Source organism: Rhizobium sp. AQ_MP, assembly GCF_014237835.1.
GTDB lineage: Bacteria > Pseudomonadota > Alphaproteobacteria > Rhizobiales > Rhizobiaceae > Allorhizobium.
Window position 1 is genome coordinate 34,041 of record NZ_JACJVI010000019.1, and the last position, 14,976, is coordinate 49,016.

A 14,976-nucleotide genomic window follows, 5' to 3' on the forward strand; every position below is an offset into this window, starting at 1 on the left:
CGCGGGTGCGCATACCGCCCGCGTCTCACCCGGTCTTGTCGAAAAGCCGGCGGTTGTGCTCGCGCAGGATCCGGGTCCATTCGAGATGGTGGTTGCTGACTTCGAGCATCTCGCGAACGCTGTCACGATCCACCGGACGCGAGAAGAAATAGCCCTGGCCGGCCTTGCAGTCGAGCGAGAGCAGATGCTCCGCCTGTACCAGCTCCTCGATACCCTCCGCGACGACCCAGATGCCGAGCCCCTTGGCGATGTCGAGCAGGCCCTTGGTTATGATGCCGCCACCGCCGGCATCGGCGAGGCGCCGGACAAAGCACTTGTCGATTTTGATAACGTCGACGGGCACCGTCAGGAGATGGGTGAGCGAGGCGAAACCGGTGCCGAAATCATCGAGCGCCACCTTGATGCCGGCTTCCCGCATCGCGTGGATCTCTTCCGCGACGACATGATCCTTCTGCGCGAGATAGACCGATTCCGTCACCTCGGCGACAACGGCGGTCGGTTCGAGCCCCGCTTGGGAAAAGGCGTCGATGATCCGCCGGGTCAGCCCGCCGCGATGGAAATCGGCGGCCGACAGATTGATCCCGACACGCGAGAACACCAGGCCTTCGCGATGCCATTCGCCGGCCGCAGAGGCGATGCGCTCCAGCATCCGGTCTGTCACTTCGATAGCGACATGCGCATCCTTCATTGCCTCGTGAAAATGCGCAGCCGCCACGATCCGGCCGTCGGGCATCGTCATCCGACACAAAGATTCAAAGCCCATGATACGGCCGGTCGCAAGCTCGACGATGGGCTGGAAATGCGCATCTATCCGCTTGTCGCGCAGCGCCTGGTCAACCTCCTGGACCGAGCGGAAACGCTTTGCGATCGCCGTACCGAGCCCCGCCTGATATTCGAGGTAGCGTCCTCGGCTTCTTTCTTTCGCGTGATAAAGCGCGTAGTCCGCATTCTGGCGCACCTGCTGCGGGCTGCGCTCAAGCCCGGCCCGCGCACCGCCCAGCGTCGCGGCCGGATAGATCAGGTGACCGCCGCAATCCGCCGGTTCCTTGATCCGCGAAATCAGCCGTTCTGCAAGGGCGGCAGGCTCGGTCGTCGCCAGGCACGGCACGATCACGGCAAATTCGTCGCCGCCCAGTCGAAACGCCATGCCGGCAGGCGCCTCCTGCTTCATCCGTTCGGCGACGATGCGGATCAGGTCGTCACCGGCGCCATGGCCGAAGGTGTCGTTGACCATTTTCAGATTGTCGAGGTCGATCAGCATCAGGGCCCAGTCGGCATCGCGCCGCGAGACCTCGTTGATCACCTCGTTGAAACGGCTGCGGTTTGGCAGGCCGGTCAGCCCGTCGGTATCGGCAAGCCGCCGACGTTCCGCCATGCGCTGGTCGCGCTCGATCGCAATCGCGCAGAGATGTACGCAGGCATTGACAATCTGCTGCTCCTGTTCGGAGGGACCGCGGATGTTGCGATAATAGAAGGCAAAGGTGCCGAGCACCTTGCCGGAGCCGATGATCGGCGTCGACCAGCAGGCCTTGAGCCCGATCGGCAGCGCCAGTTGCTTGTAGGGCTGCCAGTACTCGTGCGCGTCGATGTCCTCCACCAGGACAGGTTCGCCATAAAAGGCTGCCGTTCCGCAGGACCCGACCCCGTGGCCGATGACGATGCCGTCGATCGCCGCGGTGTACTCGAAGGGAAGCGAAGGACCTGCGAGATGGCGCAGTCGCCGCTCCTCGTCCAGCAGCAGAACCGAGCAGACGATGTCGTCCGTCATGGTCTCGACTTCGCGGCAGAGATAATCCACGGTTTCCGCCAGCGATTGGCCGGTGGCGATCTTCTCGAGGATGATGTTCTGCAAACGAAGAAGCATGGGACCCACGAATGTTGATTGTCGCGGATTAAATCAGTCCATGCTTAAACAGTCATTACGACATCATGCGACGGCTTGCCCTTGTCGTTGCAGGGTTAACGGGGCTCTAAGATGCTTCAGCCTCCGTCCGAGACGTTTCCGCTGATGCTCAGATGGGCGAAGGAGGAGGCATCGTCGATCAGCTCCTCGGTCACCCGCTCCTTCCAGCGATAGCCGAAGATCGCCCCTTCGCTCACCCCGCTTAGGATGTTGTCGCGGATCACGGTGCGACCGGCCCCTTCGACGACGCTGACCTGCATGCCCCGGACGCTGTCGCGCAGGATGTTGTCCGTCACGATGACATTGCGCAGATACGGCCCCCAGCCGATGGCCAGTGCCGCCGTCTCGGCACCCTCGACCAGATTGCCGCTGACCAGTGTATCGGCTTCGACCGAAATCCCGAAGCCGAAGCTGCTGATTGTCGGCACGTAAGGACCCTTGTTGACAATCCGCCGGATGATGTTGTTGCTCACCGTCGACAATCGTCCGCCATGGTCGAAATTGGCAACCGAGATGCCGATTGCGGCCCCGTCGATCAGGTTGTTGGTGATCAGCGCCGCCTCGAACTCGAATTCGGCATAGACAGCCGTCTCGCCCGAGCGATAGGCCTGATTGTTGCCGATGGTGATGTTGGAGGCGGAGTTCGCCCGGATCGCCGAAAAGGCACAGTCGGACACATGGTTGTCCGTGACCATCACGTTATCGGCCCGGAAGACGTTGATGCCATTGCCGAACTGCCCGGTGCCGCCGTTCGTGGCCCCGATCCGCGCCACGCGGTTGCCCGTGATTACGGTCCCGTCCTCGCCCTTGGTCCAGCGATGCACCAGGATGCCGCCATTGCCGCAGTCGAAGACGCGGTTGTTCCTTATCGAAAACGCCTTGCCCTCGATTGCCCAGATGCCCGCGTCCGCAGCCCCGGTGATGCGGCTGCCCTCGATCCGACCGCCCGAGCGCGCCAGATAGATCCCGCATTTCCGGCTGCCGACGATTTCGCAATCTTCGACGATGGCCTCGTCGACGCTGCGAAAGGCGAGAAGTCCCTCGGTATAGTCCGCGAGCCATCGGTTGGCTCCGTCGAAGGTGATCCCCGACAGGCTGACCCTGCCGATGTCCTGGGCCGCGATCAGATGTCCGTCGCCGCGATAGACGAGCCGGGTGAGACCTGGCACGCCGACGATGCGGCTGCCGTCGCGCAGCTCCAGATTGGCGACCTCGTAGGTCCCTGCCGGTAGGAACACCGGTTGGCCGACGGCGGCGGCCCGGTCGATCAGGTCTTGCAGCTTGCGGCTCTGGTCGTCTTCGGTGCCCGGCAGGATGCCGGCCTCCGCCGCATCGAACCCGCCGCGCAGTTCCGCCATGGCAAGCGTCTGGGCAGACGCCCGCGCTCCCGGCCACCCCGCCATCGCGAAGAGCCCGCCAAGGCCGATCATGACCGAGCGTCGAGAAGGCATGCTGTTGTTTCCGCTTGCAGGTGGCGCGTCAGGCCGCGGAGCTTGGCGGAAGAGGGGGGCTGCCGCAACAACAGGCTTAAAACAGTGTTAACGGCGCGCGTCGGGTCCTTCGCCTTTTGTCTAAGCTTCGTCGGCCAGGAATTTGAGGCAGATCAAAGAAATTTCCGGGGATCGGCATAGCTTGGTCACCATAGTCATGAACGCGAAGGAGCAAGATCATGCTTCGTCTTACTGCTGTCCTCTACATCCTTGTCGCCAGTGCCGTGGCGGGTGCGGCGGTCATCGCCGTCCTGACCCTGGACATGCGTGAGGGCTGGCAGATCGGGGCGGCCTTCGCAGCCGGCCTCGTGGTCTCGATCCCGATCGCCGCCGTTCTGGGCCGCAAGATCTACAACGCATTGCAGGGACCGAAACCGGTCTGATTGCTCCCTTCGGCATGGGGCATATGCCGTCCCTGTCCTGGCGGAGCGGGGAGGGTGGTCAAGAACCAGTCCCATGACGACCGGCCGGCATTTTCTCGGGGGAGGGAGTGCCGGTCGGGTCGTTTTCTGTGTTTGGCAAACCGCATTCCGACCGCGTCCAAGGGCGGTTTCGCTCAGCCTTCGCTTTCCTCGAAGCGCTTGAACTGCGCCTCAAGACCTTCCGTGAAACGCGCATAGAGCCTGCCGAACGTTTCGACATCCTCCGCAGACCATCCCGCGGTCGCCTCCAGGATCGTCTCACGCTTGATCGCCTCGATGTCGTCGAGCACCTGGCGGCCGGCATCGGTCACCCGGACCAGGCTGCGCCGCCCGTCCTCTTGAGAGGCCGCCCGTTCGAGAAGCCCCTGTTTCACCAGGTCGGCCACGATGCGGCTGCCGCGCGAGGGATCGATCCTCAGCTGCTCGGCGATGGTGCCGACCGTCACCTCCTGCTCGCTGCCGATCCGCTTGATCACACCGATCGCATCGAGATCCGAGAGTTCCAGCCCCGTGCCGATGCGCTTCAGCGCCATGCGGCCGATAAAGCGCCGGCCGATCAGAAGTCGCATGCGGGTCATGGCATGGCCGATGTCCACGAGCGAGGCTTCCGCATCAGGTGAGGCGGATGTGCCGTCCTTGGGCGATGGCAAAGAGGCGGTTTTCAGGTGCGAAGCAGACGTCATGAGCCGGACCATAGCAGATCGGCGAGGCGCGGAAAAGTGAAATACATGCGATCAGCAAATATGTGCTATTGACATATAAATGCGGGAGGCACATTTTGCTGGCGAGATAGGAGCCCCCGATCCATGACCAGGCAGAGCACGACCGCAGAGACCGGTCCAGATACCCGCTTCGAACCGCATCCGACATCCGCTACCGGGTCAGCGCGGGGTGGACCTCCGGGCGTGGATCCAACACCCCTGGTCACCGATCCGAGGCTGCGCCTTTTTGTCTATCTCCTGCTGATGTCGGCCATGTTCATGGCCACACTCGACAACCAGATCGTGTCGACCGCACTTCCGACCATCGTCGGCGAGTTCGGCGAACTCGAACGTTTCGGCTGGGTCGGTTCCGCCTATCTGCTGACCACCAGCGCCGTCATGCCGCTCTACGGCAAGCTCGGCGATCTCTTTGGCCGCAAATACGTGATCATGGCGGCGATTGCGATCTTCACGCTCGGCTCCCTGGTCTGCGGCCTTGCTGTCTCCATGGACACGCTGATTGCCGCCCGCGTGCTGCAGGCGCTCGGCGGTGGCGGCATCATGGTCTCGATCTTCTCGATCAATGCCGATCTCTTCGAGCCGCGTGAGCGTGCCCGCTACCAGAGCTATTCGAGCCTCGTGCTGATGGCGTCTGGCGCGCTCGGTCCCGTGCTCGGCGGCACGCTGTCCGATCTCTTCGGCTGGCGCTCGATCTTCCTGGTCAACCTGCCGATCGGCATCGCTGTCCTCATCGGTCTTGCCTTCCTGCTGCCCTATCGCAAGCCCAACCGGAAGCCGAAGATCGATTACGCCGGCGCGATCCTGCTCGCAGGCGCTGTCGCCTCCATCGTCTTCTGGGCCGATAGCGGCCAGATCTTCGGCTCGCTGATTGCCTGGCAAAGCCTTGCCGTCGTCGGCTTCGGTGCGCTCTGCGCCATCGGCTGGGTCTTGGTCGAGCGCCGCGCCCCCGAACCCGTCGTTCCGCTCTCGCTCTTCGCCAAGCCGACCATCAACCTGCTCCTGGTCATCTCGCTGGTCTCCGGCGCCATCGGCATCGGTTCGGTCAACTACATCGCCCTTTACCTGCAGACGACCACGGGCCTGTCGCCCTCCATGGCCGGCCTGCTTTTTGTCGCCACCACCGGCGGCATCGCCATCGGCTCGATCGCCGCGGGCCGGCTGATTGCGAAAAGCGGCCGCTACAAGCCCTTCTCGATCGCGTCGGCAACGCTCGGCGTGGTCAGTCTCGGCATCTTCTCCGTCCTGCATGCCGGAACGCCCTTGATCGTCATCGCGCTGGTCATGCTGCTGCAGGGGGTCGGTGTCGGCATCGGCCAGCAGGTCCCGGTCATCGGCGTGCAGAATGCCGCCTCCCGCGCCGATGTCGGCGCCGCCACCGGCACGGTGACGCTCACCCGCATGGGCGGTGCCGCGATCGCGATCTCCATCTATGGCGCGATCGTCAGCTCCGGCCTCGCCCATGTGCAGATCGCGCTTCCCGGCGGCGTCGATTTCCGCAACCTCACACCCGAAGGCCTCGCCGCCTTGCCGCAGGCCGCCCGCACACTCGTCGCCAATGCCTATTCCGACGCTTTCGTGCCGCTCTTCCTGACAGCCTCCGGCATGATGGTCATCGGCCTCCTCTGCGCACTGCTGCTGCCCAACATTCGACTGCCGCGCGAAGGCGAGGGCAAGGCGGCGGCGCCCGCCAGCGCGTAAAGCTCTCTCCAAAATGCACCAGGCCCCGGCTCGGAAAGAGCCGGGGCCTGGTGTCGAACTGAATGACGCGCGGATCAGGCGGCGTAGCGCTGTGCCCCGCCGTCCCGCTGCACCTTGAAGCGGGCGACGAGGGCGCGCAGATGCGCGGTCTCCTCCGCAAGCTTTGCGGTGCTGGCGGCAGCTTCTTCCACCATCGCGGCGTTCTGCTGGGTCATCTGGTCCATCTGGTTGACGGCCATGTTGACCTCGGTGAGACCGGTCGACTGCTCCTGGGCCGCCGTCGCAATCGAGGTGACCTGGCTTGCGATGCCGACGACCTTCGCCTGGATGTCGCTCAGCGCCTGACCCGTCGAGCTGACGAGCTTCACCCCGGTCTCCACCTCATGCGAAGATTTGGTGATCAGCGTCTTGATGTCCTTCGCGGCCGTTGCAGAACGCTGGGCGAGCTCGCGCACTTCCTGGGCAACGACGGCAAAGCCCTTGCCGGCTTCCCCGGCGCGGGCAGCTTCGACACCGGCATTCAGTGCCAGGAGATTGGTCTGGAAGGCGATCTCGTCGATCACGTTGATGATCTGCGTGATCTCGTTGGAGGCCTGCTCGATCCGGCTCATCGCCGATGTCGCTTCACCGACAACGCTGGAGGATGACTCGGCAAACTGCCGCGCCTCGGTCACCATCTTGCTCGAGTCCTGCGCCCGTTCGGTCGAGGTTTTCACGGCGACCGTGATTTCCTCCAGCGCCGACGAGGTCTCTTCCAGCGAAGCGGCCTGGGTTTCCGTGCGGCGCGACAGGTCGTTGGAAGCCTGACGGATCTCGTCCGCCCCGCCATTGATGGCGTCCGCCGACTGGCGGACTTCCTGCATCAGGGTGCGCAGGCTTGCCATGGTCTCGTTCACATTGGCCTGCAGGTCGGCAAAGACCCCCTGGTAGCGGCCTTCCATGCTTTCCGTCAGGTCGCCCTTGGCAAGCGCCGAGATGACACGGCCGGTCTCGGCGATGCCGGCATCGACGGATTCGACAAGCGTATTGACGTTGGCGGCGAAGCGGTCGAGGTCGGGATTGTCGTAGCGCTTGGTGATGCGGCGGGTGAAGTCACCGGCAACGGCGGCATCGACGACGGTGGCGATATTGGACTGCAGGTCTGCATTCTTCTCCTGCAGAGCCGCCTCCTGCGCTGCGAGATCGCGGATCTTGATGGCGTTCTGCTTGAAAACGTCGACAGCCTTGGCCATCAGCCCGATTTCGCTTCTATGGTCGAGGCCGGGGATGACGGTATCGAGCTTGTTTTCGGCCAGCGAGCCCATGGCGCCGGTGATCTGGCCGATCGGCAGGGTGATGCTGCGGGCGATCATGAAGGCGATGGTGAGCGCCAGCACGATGCCGACGCCGCCGATCGTGGCCGCGGTGGTCACCGAACCGTCCATGGTCTCGGCAATCATCGGACCCAGAGTGTCCTGGTTCTTTTTCAGCTCCAGCTTCAGGTCTTCCACGGCGCGCGTCACGGCGGGACCGGCCACATCCATCGTGCCGGTGATGACGCCATTGCGCTCGGTGATGACGCCATGCACCTTGCCGAAGGCATCGACATAGGACGCGACATTGGCGTTGATCGCCTTGAAGCGTTCGGCGCGACCGGGATCGACGATGAGGGGGCCGACCTTCGCGGACTCTTCCGAGACCTTGGCGGCAGCAGTCATCGCCGCTTGGTAGTTCTCCTCGTTGTTGTCGAGCAGATATTTGTTGGCCGAGAGACGCAGATTGGCCACCTGATACTGCATGCGGCTGGCGGCAAAGGCGGCTTCGATGTTCCCCGCATCCAGGAATGCCTGGCCGAGCGAGGCCAGTTCTTCGGCGATGCCGGAGCCGAGCGGATTGAGCGTCTCGGTCACCAGCGCGGCGCGCTGTGCCTGGAGCTCGGAGACCTTCTTGAAGCCGTCTTCATAGGCCTGGACCTGGGTGGCGAAACCCTGCACCATCGCCCGCTCCTGGTCGTTCGTCACCATGGCGATCGTAGCGTCTATCGACTGGCGGGTCGTGGCGAGGCGGCTCAGGACTTCCTGCTGCAGTTCTTCGCTCTGATTGGCGCGATATTTCAGAAATGACAGGCGTGCTTCGAGCATGTTGGCCTGGATGCGGCCGGACTCGTTGGTCAGCCGCGCGGCACTGCGATAGTCGGTGAAATAGCCGGCATTGGTGAGGTTGGAGTAAATCGAGATCCCCGCAAACACGGCGAGGATCGTCAACACCAGCCCGAAGCCGATGTATATCTTATTTCCTATGCGAATGTTGTCCAACATTAAAATAATCCTTGGGAGGTGTAGAATCGTGACAAGTAAAATTGTCGTCAAATATATTGAGACAGCGTTAACCAAAGTGTCTGATGGCAGTCTATCGCAGTCAGGGGTTGAGTTAAAATTGTCGAATGAAATGAAGGGGTAGCCGGATCGGGTCGCTCGTGCCGCAGTGGCAGCCCAAAAATGATCGCGCTGTCACCGAAAGCTGGCAACGCCTGCCATAAGCTTCGCGCCAGCCGGGACTGAGAGGGTGCGGCAACGACGTCAGTTCGAATCGGTGCAGCATGTCCCAGTCTTCCCCGTCCGGTCGCGCTTCTGCGGTCTCCCTCCTGTCGCGGCGCCTGGTCTCGCTGGGGCTGGGCACGGCCCTGGTCGGTTCCCTGTCGGGCTGCATCCTGGTCCAGGATACCAGCCGCATGAACATCGACGTCTTTCAGGACGAGGTCGCGCCCGTCTGGTATGATCCGGCCCGCACCCCGCCCGCCGCCGATCAGACGGCCCCGCAGAAGCGCGATCTCTACCGCACACAGTTTCATCAGACCTACGGTTTGCCGGTCAGCAATCCGCTGCACCGTACCCTCTACGGGGTGATGGTCGATGATGGGCACACGCTGCCCGCCATTCCGCTTGATCGGGTCCGATCCGACATGCTGCGCCAGGAGGTGAGCTACCAGACCACCGAGGCGCCCGGCACCATCGTCGTCGATACCAGGGCCCATTATCTCTACCTGGTGCAGGGCGACGGCAAGGCGATACGCTATGGCGTCGGTCTCGGTCGCGAAGGATATGCCTGGTCGGGCAGGGGTGTCATCCAGCGCAAGGCCAAATGGCCGCACTGGACGCCGACCGACGATATGGTCGAGAACAACCCGAACCTGAAGCCCGTCTCGGCTGCCCGTGGCGGCCTGGTCGCCGGCCTTAACAATCCGCTCGGCGCACGTGCGCTTTATATCTATCAGGACGGCAAGGACACGCTTTACCGCGTCCACGGCACGCCGGACTGGCGGTCGGTCGGCAAGGCAACCTCGTCCGGCTGCGTGCGCATGTTCAATCAGGATGTCATCGATCTCTTCGATCGTGTTCCCGAGAACACGCCGATTGTTGTCATTTAGCGACACTCATTTGCGACGTTCGCCTCTCTCCAAAACGTGAAAGGGGGGCAGCGTTGCTTTAATTGAACCTTTCCTGTTTGCATCCGATCATCGCGGAACAAAGCGCACCTCCCAGCGTCTTCATCCGCAGCTCTGCCACAGGAATCTTATAGCCCTTATGTCTTCAACGCCTCCCTTGACCCGCCGTTCGCTTCTGTCCCTGACAGGGCTCGGCGCCGCATCGCTGCTTGCCAGCTGCACCACCTCGCGTCCCCTCCCGCCGGGCACCCGCCTCGAAGGCCCCGTCGTGCCGGCCGCTCCCTCGGGCCGCACCCCCGAACTCGATGCCATGTATGGCGAGGTCTATGACGGCGGTTTCGTCATTCCCGCCGTGCCCTACTGGAAGATCCCCGAACGCTTCTATCGCCAGCAGGTCATCGATCCGACCGGCGAAGCCCCCGGCACCGTCGTCGTCGATACGCCCAACCGCTTCCTCTATCTCGTGGAGCGCGGCGGGACCGCCATGCGTTACGGCGTCGGCATCGGCCGTGACGGTTTTGCCTGGGGCGGCCAGGGTGTCATCCAATGGCGCCAGAAATGGCCGAAATGGACGCCGCCGGACGAGATGATCGCCCGCCAGCCGGAGCTTGAGATCTATTCGGTCCGCAACGGCGGCAAGCCCGGCGGCATCGACAATCCGCTCGGTGCGCGCGCCCTCTACATCTTCAAGAACGGCGAAGACACGCTCTATCGCCTGCACGGCTCGCCGGAATGGAATTCCATCGGCAAGGCCGTCTCGTCGGGCTGTGTGCGTCTGATGAACCAGGACATTATCGATCTCTACGAGCGCGTGCCGAACAAGGCGCGCATCATCGTAAGGCAGTAACAGGAGAGGGCCGTTCGCGGCGTGCTCGCAGCCTGAAGAACAGCGAGGCCCCGTCAGAGATGGCGGGGCCTCGTTCATATCTGATGCGCCGCGGCGCAGTTTCCGGTGTCCGGCTCAGGCGGCTTCAAGCGCCTTCTCGATCTCCTGCACCGAATGGCCGGTCAGGTCCTTGGCAAGCTCGCCGATCAGCACCGACGACAGCTGCTTGTGATAGCCCTTGCGCATCTCGCCCAGCGTGCGCGGTGCCGCGATGATCACAAGATTTTGGATCGTGCCGTTCAGCACCTGGCGGTTCAGCATATCGGTAATGCCGCTGCCGAACCCGTCCTCCTGCTGCTGGCTGTCGTCCGGATTGGCCGAGCTGCTTGAATGGCGGCCTCCGGACGAGATCTTCGAACTGTCGATCTCCTCGGAGGGAATGGCCCTCAGCTTGATATCGAGCGCATTGCCCTCGTTCTGGAACAGGCTCAGCTTCTCGCCGTCGGCGACGGCAATGACAGTGTTCTGAGGCACTTGCATGTGGGAACTCCTTGCTGGTCTGGGCGGCATGAACGGGACATGTCCGTACCGCGGTTGACCCCGGGTGAACCCTTCTGGCGGGGCATCGGTTCCTCTTGAAGCAACCCTATCCCGCCGACTGCGACCTTTCGCGCCAGCCTCTAATCCCGGCAGCGGAACGGGCTGAAGGTCGAGGCTGCGCCCGCATTCATCGTGGCGATGGTAAGCCCGTTGGCGATCGCGATGTCCTTCTCCGTTTCCGGGCAGGCGTCGACATCCGCGAGGCAGCCGCTTGCGATATAGGCTCGGTTGCCCGCGAGAAAGGCCTCGGATGTACCCTCGGTGCCAAGCCCCGCCGTCAGGTCGGCAAAGGCGGTTTCGAAGACCGCACATTTCTTCTTCTGCCAGGCAAGCCGCTCCTGATCCGTCTCGTCGACAGGATCCGATGCCGAAGCGCCTGACGCCAGACTTGAGGCGAGTGAAAGGACAAGCATGGAAAAGCCGGACCATCTCATCGGGCATGCTCGGCAAAGATGGCCGCGGCGATCTCGGCGATCGCCGCATCGCGTGCCGCAAGATTGTGGCTTTGCCCGTCCATGTAGATCGCGACGACGAGCGGTGCTGCAGCCGGTGGCCGAAGAACGGCAATCACCCCGCGTGTGCCGTGACCACCGGCACCGCTGCGATCGGCAATCCGCCAGCCTTCCGGCAACTTCGAGCGGATAAGACGGTCGGCCACCGCATTGGCGGCCATCCAGTCGTCGAGCTGCTGGCGCGCCTGAGGCGAAAGCACGTCATTCAGCAGCAGCCGCTGCAGCGTCCGGGCCATCGCCTGCGGCGTTGTGGTGTCGCGCGGATCTCCCGGCGCCGCCTCGTTGAGCTCGGGTTCGTAACGGTCGAGCCGTGTCGTCTCGTCGCCGTTGCGGCGCAGGAAAGTGGTCAACTGCTCGGGTCCGCCGATCGCCTTGAGGATGAGGTTCGCCGCTGCATTGTCACTGGTCTCAAGCGTGATCGCGCAGAGGTCGCGGGTTGAGATCCGGGCGCCGACACGTCTTTCCGTCACGGGCGAATGCGGGCGCAGATCCGCCTTGCGAATGGGGATCTTGTGCGCCAGCACGTCCTCTCCGGCCGAAAGCGCTGCCGCACAGGCCAGCGCCTTGAAGGTGCTGGCCATCGCAAACCGCTCCGTCTCGCGATAGGCCGTGACGCGTCCGCTGCCCGTATCGATGACGGAGAGCCCCACCCGCATGTCGAGCGTCTTCTCCACCTCCTTCGCCGCGATGATGATCTCGCTCGCCATGACCGGGCCGCCGAGGGGTAGCATTGCGCCGGCAAGCGCCACCGTTATCAGCAAAAGTCGGGTGATGGCTGCAGACGGGCGTGCAGACGGGCGGTTAGCGGCAGGTCTTGATGATGTCATGCGCTTCTCCTTCAGCCCCCTGCTTCGGGGTCAATGAAGGCATCAGCGAGGCGCGCCGCGGCGCGGGCTGCTTGGCAATCAGGTTACGGCTGCTCTTTGTCTGGATCTCGCCGTCTCCAATACCCCGCGCGCTTCATCAAGATGGGCTTGCATCGAGGCCCTGTCCTGTTCGATCGAGTGGCATTGGGCGGCGGTCTCCTCCAGGGCGGAAAGCTGGGCCACCAACGCCTCCACCTGGACCTCGTCGCGCACGGAATGGCCCAGATCCGCCAGCCGCGCTGCCAGTCGCATCAGCACCAGAGGCTCGCTGGCACCCGCTTGGCGGATCAAGCGGAAGCCGGTGTCGAGCAGGCGGCGGTAATCGGAGCGGCTGACGATCAGCCGCAACACGCCCTGTCCATCGTAATGCTGCCGGTAGGGCAGGGGCCGCCGCTGCACTTCCTCGAAGGTGGCGGCAAGTCGACCCACGACCGCCACGGCCGTAAAGGGATCGTTTACCCCGGGTGAGAGTGCCCGGACAGCGATCTCCGTCAGCTGCCGAATGCTGAACTCCAGATCCTGCGCGGTGGTGTTCTGCAGCCCGACCGTAAAGCAGTTGCGCAGCGCGGCGATCGTCTCGTTCGTGACGGTCTTGTCGGCAAAGATCGTGAAATGATCACCATTTGCCAGGAGGTATTGCCCGGCCCGGACCGCCACATCGATCCGCAAATCCTCTTCGGCCGCAATCTCGGTGAGCAGGCTATAGTCGATCACCTGGACATGTCCGACCTTTTGCAAGGCGATCGGGCGCCCAAGGCCGGCGAAACGTGCCACCTCCTCGCCGTGCTCGTCGGGCTTTGATGGCAGGACCTCTTTGACCGTGCCGACAAGGTTGGCGTGCAGCGCCTGCACCATATTGTCGGCGATGATCAGCCTCGCCACCTTGTGGATGTAAAAGAGCAGCGCCATCAGGCACACGACGGTCAGCAGGTTGCCGGCCGAAATTGCCAGATGCGGCACCCCGTCTTTCCCGAGCGTGTCGGCAATCGTCCGCAATACGAGGATCAGATAGAGAATGGTGCCGATGAACAGGCCGAGCACGGCCTGGATCTGCCGGTCGGCCATGAAGTGTGAAATCAGGCGTAGGCCGAGCTGGTTGGCCGCAAGCGTCAGGATGACGAAGGGCACCGAGATCACCAGCGAGGTCATGGTCATGAGACCCGAGAGCAGGCTGCTCAGCAACTGCCGCGCCGTCTCTGCCTCGCCGCTGTAGAGCCACCATGCCTCGCGCACCACATTGGGGGCCACCAGATGACCGTAGGTGATCAGCAGGATTGCCAGAATGGCCGCGAGGCAGGAAAAGATCAGGGGCAGGAGCCAGAGCTGACCCCGGACGATGTCGAAGAGATTGCGCGCCTTGTCCATTGTTCCACGACGTTCAAGACAGCACTTTGCTCCGTGAGGTCGAGCGTCAACCAGGCGTTTCGGCAAGACATCGCGATCGCCGCTCGACGGTCAGTCCCCGCCAATCGCCTCCAGATGTCCTTTCAGCCGCTTGAGACTGTCTCGCAGGCTCTCGATCTCGGAGATGTCGCAGCCGATCTGGTTGCCGAGTGTCGCAAAGACTTCGAGCGCTCGTTCCTTCAGGGCGCGCCCTTCCTCCGTTAGCGTGATGAACACCACGCGTTCGTCGGCCGCGTCCCGGCGCCGCGACACATAGCGGATCTGTTCGAGGCGCTTGAGAAGCGGCGAGAGCGTACCCGAATCGAGGCCCACCTTTTCGCCGAGCGACTTGACCGAGATATCGTCCTCCTCCCACAGCGCCATCATCACCACATATTGCGGATAGGTGAGCCCCAGAGGGGAGAGAAGCGGCTTGTAGGCGCGTGTGAAGGCATGCGCGGCGCCGTAAAGGGCGAAGCACAGCTGCTTGTCCAGCCTGAGTTCCTTTTCGAGTGTTTCGTCGTCCATGGCTCTTGATGAACCCCCTTGGGCTTCTATTGTTTCCACAGTGGCCAAAAGCGGCCCGAATTTCAATGCGCAAAAAACAATTGCGCACAATTCAATTGTGCTCTATATAGAAACTCACCAACCCCAAAACAAGGAGAACACCTCATGGCAATTCTTTACACCGCTCACGGTCATGCCACCGGCGGCCGTTCCGGTCACGGCGCCTCCGACAACGGCGTTCTCGATGTGACGCTGACCACCCCGAAGGAACTCGGCGGCGACGGCGCCACCGGTACCAATCCCGAGCAGCTCTTTGCCGTCGGCTATTCCGCCTGCTTCCTCGGCGCTCTGAAGGCCGTCGCCCGCAAGGAGAAGGCAACCATTCCGGAAAACGCCAAGGTCTCAGCAGACGTCGGGATCGGTCCGCGCGAGGACGGCACCGGCTTCGGGATTGAAGTGAAGCTCTCGGTTGAAATCCCGGGCATGGAGCGCGAGCTGGCCGAGAAGCTGGTTGCCGCCGCCCACATCGTCTGCCCCTACAGCCACGCCATGCGCACCTCCACCGAAGTGCCGGTCTCGGTCATCTGATCGGTAGACAGCCGACGATTCCATCCACCGCCCGA

At 63.1% G+C, this 14,976-nt stretch carries 14 protein-coding genes; 5 read left to right on the forward strand and 9 right to left on the reverse strand.

Going from position 1 to position 14,976, the window contains the following annotated elements; all coding sequences use genetic code 11:
- Positions 1–25 precede the first annotated feature (25 nt).
- Complete coding sequence (locus H6M51_RS20975; RefSeq protein WP_185811755.1) at positions 26–1,864, reverse strand: bifunctional diguanylate cyclase/phosphodiesterase; 1,839 nt, start codon at positions 1,862–1,864, stop codon at positions 26–28.
- 116 nt (positions 1,865–1,980) lie between these two features.
- Positions 1,981–3,354, reverse strand: a complete 1,374-nt coding sequence (locus H6M51_RS20980; RefSeq protein ID WP_185811756.1) for a TIGR03808 family TAT-translocated repetitive protein — start codon at positions 3,352–3,354, stop codon at positions 1,981–1,983.
- A gap of 218 nt (positions 3,355–3,572) precedes the next feature.
- Here H6M51_RS20980 and H6M51_RS20985 point away from each other — a divergent pair, with 218 nt between their 5' ends.
- Positions 3,573–3,776: a hypothetical protein gene (locus H6M51_RS20985; protein ID WP_185811757.1), complete on the forward strand. Its 204-nt coding sequence runs from the start codon at positions 3,573–3,575 to the stop codon at positions 3,774–3,776.
- Between the two features lie 173 nt (positions 3,777–3,949).
- On the opposite strand, the gene H6M51_RS20990 is transcribed toward H6M51_RS20985, so the two are convergent.
- Entirely contained in the window at positions 3,950–4,498 is a 549-nt protein-coding gene (locus tag H6M51_RS20990) for a MarR family winged helix-turn-helix transcriptional regulator (protein WP_185811758.1), read from the reverse strand.
- 123 nt (positions 4,499–4,621) lie between these two features.
- Here H6M51_RS20990 and H6M51_RS20995 point away from each other — a divergent pair, with 123 nt between their 5' ends.
- On the forward strand, positions 4,622–6,235 hold the full coding sequence (locus tag H6M51_RS20995) for an MDR family MFS transporter (RefSeq protein ID WP_246780620.1): 1,614 nt from the start codon (positions 4,622–4,624) through the stop codon (positions 6,233–6,235).
- A 74-nt stretch (positions 6,236–6,309) separates the two neighbouring features.
- Here the strand turns inward: H6M51_RS20995 and H6M51_RS21000 are convergent, their stop codons facing one another.
- Entirely contained in the window at positions 6,310–8,532 is a 2,223-nt protein-coding gene (locus tag H6M51_RS21000; RefSeq protein ID WP_185811759.1) for a methyl-accepting chemotaxis protein, read from the reverse strand.
- A gap of 281 nt (positions 8,533–8,813) precedes the next feature.
- Between H6M51_RS21000 and H6M51_RS21005 the strand changes: the two genes are divergently transcribed.
- A complete protein-coding gene (locus tag H6M51_RS21005) occupies positions 8,814–9,641 on the forward strand; it encodes a L,D-transpeptidase (RefSeq protein ID WP_185811760.1) in 828 nt (275 codons plus the stop codon).
- 157 nt (positions 9,642–9,798) lie between these two features.
- Complete coding sequence (locus tag H6M51_RS21010) at positions 9,799–10,506, forward strand: L,D-transpeptidase (protein ID WP_185811761.1); 708 nt, start codon at positions 9,799–9,801, stop codon at positions 10,504–10,506.
- 114 nt (positions 10,507–10,620) lie between these two features.
- Here the strand turns inward: H6M51_RS21010 and H6M51_RS21015 are convergent, their stop codons facing one another.
- From H6M51_RS21015 to H6M51_RS21035, 5 genes are all read right to left on the reverse strand, one after another.
- On the reverse strand, positions 10,621–11,025 hold the full coding sequence (locus H6M51_RS21015) for a host attachment protein (protein ID WP_185811762.1): 405 nt from the start codon (positions 11,023–11,025) through the stop codon (positions 10,621–10,623).
- Between the two features lie 140 nt (positions 11,026–11,165).
- Positions 11,166–11,519, reverse strand: a complete 354-nt coding sequence (locus H6M51_RS21020) for a hypothetical protein (protein WP_185811763.1) — start codon at positions 11,517–11,519, stop codon at positions 11,166–11,168.
- Positions 11,516–12,424: a class A beta-lactamase gene (gene bla / locus H6M51_RS21025; protein ID WP_185811764.1), complete on the reverse strand. Its 909-nt coding sequence runs from the start codon at positions 12,422–12,424 to the stop codon at positions 11,516–11,518. The genes H6M51_RS21020 and bla overlap by 4 nt, the downstream gene beginning before the upstream one ends.
- 78 nt (positions 12,425–12,502) lie before the next feature.
- Entirely contained in the window at positions 12,503–13,828 is a 1,326-nt protein-coding gene (locus tag H6M51_RS21030) for a DUF2254 domain-containing protein (protein ID WP_185811765.1), read from the reverse strand.
- A gap of 90 nt (positions 13,829–13,918) precedes the next feature.
- Positions 13,919–14,374: a MarR family winged helix-turn-helix transcriptional regulator gene (locus H6M51_RS21035; protein WP_185811766.1), complete on the reverse strand. Its 456-nt coding sequence runs from the start codon at positions 14,372–14,374 to the stop codon at positions 13,919–13,921.
- A 144-nt stretch (positions 14,375–14,518) separates the two neighbouring features.
- On the opposite strand from H6M51_RS21035, the gene H6M51_RS21040 reads away from it, so the two are divergent.
- On the forward strand, positions 14,519–14,941 hold the full coding sequence (locus H6M51_RS21040) for an organic hydroperoxide resistance protein (RefSeq protein WP_185811767.1): 423 nt from the start codon (positions 14,519–14,521) through the stop codon (positions 14,939–14,941).
- Positions 14,942–14,976 lie beyond the last annotated feature (35 nt).